The sequence below is a fragment of the Chitinophaga sp. genome (genome assembly GCF_035761305.1).
Lineage (GTDB): Bacteria > Bacteroidota > Bacteroidia > Chitinophagales > Chitinophagaceae > Chitinophaga.
This window is the reverse complement of record NZ_DASTRI010000145.1, coordinates 1-3,521: the sequence shown is the minus strand read 5'-3', so window position 1 is coordinate 3,521 and position 3,521 is coordinate 1. Positions and strand designations below refer to the sequence as shown.

The 3,521-nt window shown below is 49.6% G+C and carries 5 protein-coding genes; 1 reads left to right on the top strand and 4 read right to left on the bottom strand.

Annotated elements, in window-relative coordinates; all coding sequences use genetic code 11:
- Nucleotides 1-79 precede the first annotated feature (79 nt).
- Both VFS25_RS12605 and uraH read right to left on the bottom strand, forming a co-directional pair.
- Nucleotides 80-1,261, bottom strand: coding sequence for an acyltransferase (locus VFS25_RS12605; protein WP_326462504.1), 1,182 nt, complete (start codon nucleotides 1,259-1,261; stop codon nucleotides 80-82).
- 152 nt (nucleotides 1,262-1,413) lie between these two features.
- On the bottom strand, nucleotides 1,414-1,755 hold the full coding sequence (uraH, locus tag VFS25_RS12600; RefSeq protein WP_326462503.1) for a hydroxyisourate hydrolase: 342 nt from the start codon (nucleotides 1,753-1,755) through the stop codon (nucleotides 1,414-1,416).
- A 338-nt stretch (nucleotides 1,756-2,093) separates the two neighbouring features.
- Here uraH and VFS25_RS12595 point away from each other — a divergent pair, with 338 nt between their 5' ends.
- On the top strand, nucleotides 2,094-2,573 hold the full coding sequence (locus VFS25_RS12595) for a MauE/DoxX family redox-associated membrane protein (RefSeq protein ID WP_326462502.1): 480 nt from the start codon (nucleotides 2,094-2,096) through the stop codon (nucleotides 2,571-2,573).
- On the opposite strand, the gene VFS25_RS12590 is transcribed toward VFS25_RS12595, so the two are convergent.
- Nucleotides 2,548-3,162, bottom strand: coding sequence for a response regulator transcription factor (locus VFS25_RS12590; RefSeq protein WP_326462501.1), 615 nt, complete (start codon nucleotides 3,160-3,162; stop codon nucleotides 2,548-2,550). The two genes, VFS25_RS12595 and VFS25_RS12590, sit on opposite strands and share 26 nt — an antisense overlap.
- Nucleotides 3,163-3,296: 134 nt before the next feature.
- Nucleotides 3,297-3,521: hypothetical protein (locus VFS25_RS12585; RefSeq protein WP_326462500.1), on the bottom strand; the 225-nt coding region annotated here is incomplete at its 5' end.

Genomic DNA, 3,521 nt, shown 5'->3' with positions numbered 1-3,521 from the left:
TTATAAGCCACATCGTACTCATTCATTGCTAATCATTTTAGTAAAACTATCAATTTTCTGCATACCGGCCAAATTATAATCATAGTGTCACCGCGCCGGCATTCTCCTTCAAATGCACTACCGGCGCTGCTTCCCCTTTGCTCAGCACTTTATCCCTCCACCGCAGGAATGGCTTTTCCACTACCCAACGCAGCAGCGCCGCAGCCAGCACCGCCATACCGGTGCAAACCAGGAACATGGCCATCCCTTTTGGCTCCAGCCAGGGAGAAAGCCATTGCTGCGTAAGATGCACCACGCCTTTATGGCTCAGGTATATTGAATAAGATAAAGTGGCAATTACGCCGGTTACCCGCGCCGGCACCCTGTACAAAATGCAGGACGGGCTTAACGCAGCTATTACCACTACGCCAAATGCAATGGAAATAAGCGGGAAGCCGATCACCGTGGTATTCCAGGTGAACATTGCCTTGTTACATAACAAATAGGCGCAGGCAAAAAGGGCCAGGCCCAGTAACAGCATGGCGTTCCCATGCTTTGTTAATTTATGCCGCAGCGCAGGATAGTACTCGAATACGGCGGCAATGGCAATGCCGGTTAACAAGCCATCCAGGCGGTTATAGGTAGGGTAATAGATCCATTTGAACCAAAGCAGGCCATAGCCATCCTGCCCTTCCACAGGCGCTATAAAATGCGCCCAACCCCACATGCGGATAACAAAGCCGGCTATAAACAGGGCTCCCAGGCCCCAGGCCAGCGTACGCGGCACATTCCAGCGGGTTATCAACAGCAGCGTTAGCGGCAAAAGCAAATAAAACTGCTCTTCAATGCACAACGACCATGCATGGCTGAAAGCACGCGACGTACCCAGGTCAAGCCTGAAGTTTTGGGTAAAGGTGAGGAACTTCCACAGTGGCGCCAGCCCTTCAAACTCTTTAAAGGCCGGCACTGTAAAATATACGGTAAGCACCACCAGGTAGGCGGGCAGGATGCGAAAAAAACGTTTGATATAAAACTCCCGCAATGAAATGCCCCTGCCCTGCTGCAGCCTTTTAAACAGCTGCGCGGCAATGAGGTAGCCGCTCAGTACAAAGAACAGGTCTACTCCTGTCCAGCCAAAGCTGCCGGCAGCATTGGCCCAATCCGGGTGGCCAAACATACGGTAGTGGCAAATGAAAACCAGCGCAATCGCCAGCGCACGTAAATGATCCAGTCCGGCCAGCTTTTTCGACGGCGTGCCTGTTATTCTGTTGGATAGCTCCATAATGGTTATACTAAAAGCGGGTGAAGGCTTTAAAGATAATAATTATTTTTTCCGCCCGCCATCGGGAATGCAACAAAAGGAACGGTATTGCACCCATTATAAAACGGCACGCACCTCATCCCTCATTCATAATTAAACCATTTGTAATTAACTTACGCGCCTTTGCAGGTACTGTACCCATAAGGACTTAACAGCAGCGGCACATGATAATGCCCGCCTTTGCCGAGGTAAAACACTATTTCAACATAGGGATACAATGTTTCCATGCCAATGCCTTCATAATACTCTTCCGTGGCAAATTTCAGCTTATAAATGCCTGCTGTTAGCACGGCATCTTCAGCCAGCATATCCGGTAAGCGGCCATCTTCGTTAGTGGCGCCGCCGCCAATAGCTTCCCATTCGTTATTATTCTGGGAATGATAAAGAAAAACGGTCATATCAGCCGCCGGCTTTCCCTGGCTGGTATCTAAAACATGTGTAGTGATCTTACTCATATGCTAAAAATTTTTGTCAGCAGACCTTAACATTGATGCCCTGCTTTGCATTACAATTTTTATTGCTGCTTCCGGGGTGTTAGTTAGCGGGGCAACGGCAACGCTATGTTTCAACAGGTTTGCCTGGTGCAAACTATGAATATATATTCAAACTTCAGCCTTGCCGCAGCCTAAAAGTACTGCTTTCCATTCCCCGGGAACAGGTAGGTTGCCTGCAATTAAAGGGTGCAACGCGGGTCCCTGCGGTAATGTGAAATGCGGATCTGCGGCAAATGGCGGGCGTGAAAATTGTTTCACAGTGAAATTTTTAGTAGCTTAGGGTACACTCCAACGCTCACATGAAAAGACAGCAACTGTTAGCCATCGTCATTCTCCTGCTTAGCCTCCTGTTTGTGTACGCAGCGGGCGCCAAAGCACTGGCTTATGACAGGTTTGTTTCAGACCTGGGCAAATCGCCCCTGCTGCAAAGTTTCATTAATGAAAGCACCCTGGCAAAATCTGTACTGGGCATAGAATTTTTAACGGTGGTGCTGCTGCACATACCTTCTACTAAAAAATGGGGACTGTATGTAGCCTTCATCCAGCTGCTGGTATTCACCGGCTACTTAAGCGCACTGTACCTTTTTTATCCGCACAGCGCCTGCGCCTGCAACGGCATATTAGGCGCAGTTACTTACCCCGCGCACCTGGTATTTAACGGGGTTTGCACCCTGGTGGCTTTGCTGGGGATTATGGTGTTCAATCACCTTAAAAAACGTCCGCCGCTGCGGGTGGTGTACAATGCCCATGCACTTACACCAGCAGTTGATTATCGATAGCGCATTTTACCAGCATGGCGGAGTTGCGGGCTTTCAGCTTGGTAAGCAGGTTTTTCCGGTGGCTGTCTACGGTTGTGGCGCTGATAAAAAGTTTCTCTGCAATTTCCGGGTTCGTATATCCTTCTGCAATCAGCAGCAATATCTCTTTTTCCCTTTTGGTTAAATGCGGGTTCCGCGGGCCCGCGGGCAGCATGGCTGCTGCAACGCCGGTAGATAAATAGGTTTTACCGGCATGTACGGTATGAATGGCCTGCAGCAGCTCTTCCTTATCGGCATTCTTCAGCAGGCAACCGCTGGCGCCGCTGTGCAGCATGCTGCTCACATACCTGCGCTCTGCAAGGGAGCTGAGGCCCAGCACCATGGTATTGGGGTACAGCGCTTTAACAGCTGCGCACAATTCGCTGCCGCTGATGTCGGGCAGGATGCTGTCCATCAATATTACATCCGTAGTATGATCTGACAGGAATGCGAGGCACGACTGCCCGTTACGGGTTTGACCTACGAGCTCAATATCTGTTTCACATCGTAAGAGGGAACGCAGCCCTTCCAGTACCAGCGGCTGGTCATTAACAAAATACAAGCGGATCATGGTTATTCCAGTTTACTTAACGGTTTGGCTCAGTTAACACAGGCTAAAACGAGAATACAGGTTTACAGGTTTAGATTAACTATAGTAATATAGTAAAAACAGGCTAATTTCGGGCAATTATCCTGCCGCTGCATCTATGACAATAATAAACAGCGGTCCCAGGCAGGCGGGGTTTGGGTATCTACGGCGGCTATCAGCGCCAGTCCTACGCCGGTAATGCCCTCCAGCATATTATAGCTGTTATGGTAATCGGGATGCGCAAAAAATTTATACCCGGCCAGGCCATCCTCCCAGGTATTCATTTCCAGGGTTTGCTGCAGCCAGTAGCCAGCGCCCTGCAGCAACATATCATCACCACT